The organism is Alcanivorax sp. HI0083, from assembly GCF_001635175.1.
Genome location: NZ_LWFX01001723.1, coordinates 1 through 558 on the forward strand (window position 1 = coordinate 1; position 558 = coordinate 558).

Annotated in this window: 1 protein-coding gene and 1 pseudogene; both read right to left on the bottom strand. The window is 52.5% G+C overall.

Annotated elements, in window-relative coordinates:
• A pseudogene (locus tag A3754_RS25085) lies at positions 1 to 194 on the bottom strand (ISL3 family transposase); the annotation flags it as partial.
• Positions 195 to 272: 78 nt separating this feature from the next.
• The coding region (locus A3754_RS25090; protein WP_197468859.1) for a MerR family DNA-binding protein at positions 273 to 558 on the bottom strand (286 nt) is incomplete at its 5' end.

A 558-nucleotide genomic window follows, 5' to 3' on the forward strand; every position in this document is an offset into this window, starting at 1 on the left:
TTTCCGTGGATGGGTAGGTCGCGATAGGCCACATCGCGCTTGCCGAACCTGACAAACTCACTCTCAACGCCGCATTCCTCGCAAGCTAGAGGCTCAGGAGCTTCGACCTGGTAGTGGAGATCATGCTCTTCCATCTTGGTGCCTAGGACGTGGTACTCGGGAAGGTGAAGGATGTTGTCAGGCAAGCTAGTCATGCAAACTTTCCTTGTCGACATGGTCCATAGATGATCGCGACTCTTTGACCGCGTTGTTTTCAACGAACTGAAGGTGAGTTACTCCCTTGGGTCTTCTGCTTCTCTGAGCCCTTCATGCAATGACGCAATTAGCGGGCAAGTGATATTGCCTTGTTGTGCATGGCATCTGTCGACCATTTCGCTCAGCACCTTCTCAATTCTTTCAAGCCTGTCGATCTTCTCGCGAACGTCCCCTAACTTGTGCTCTGCGAGAGCACTGGCTTCTTGACAGTGGGCGCCATCTTCCAGCCGAAGTAGGTCACTGATCTCATCCAGACTAAAGCCCAGCTGCTGCGCCGTTTTCACGAACGTCAACCTGTCGATA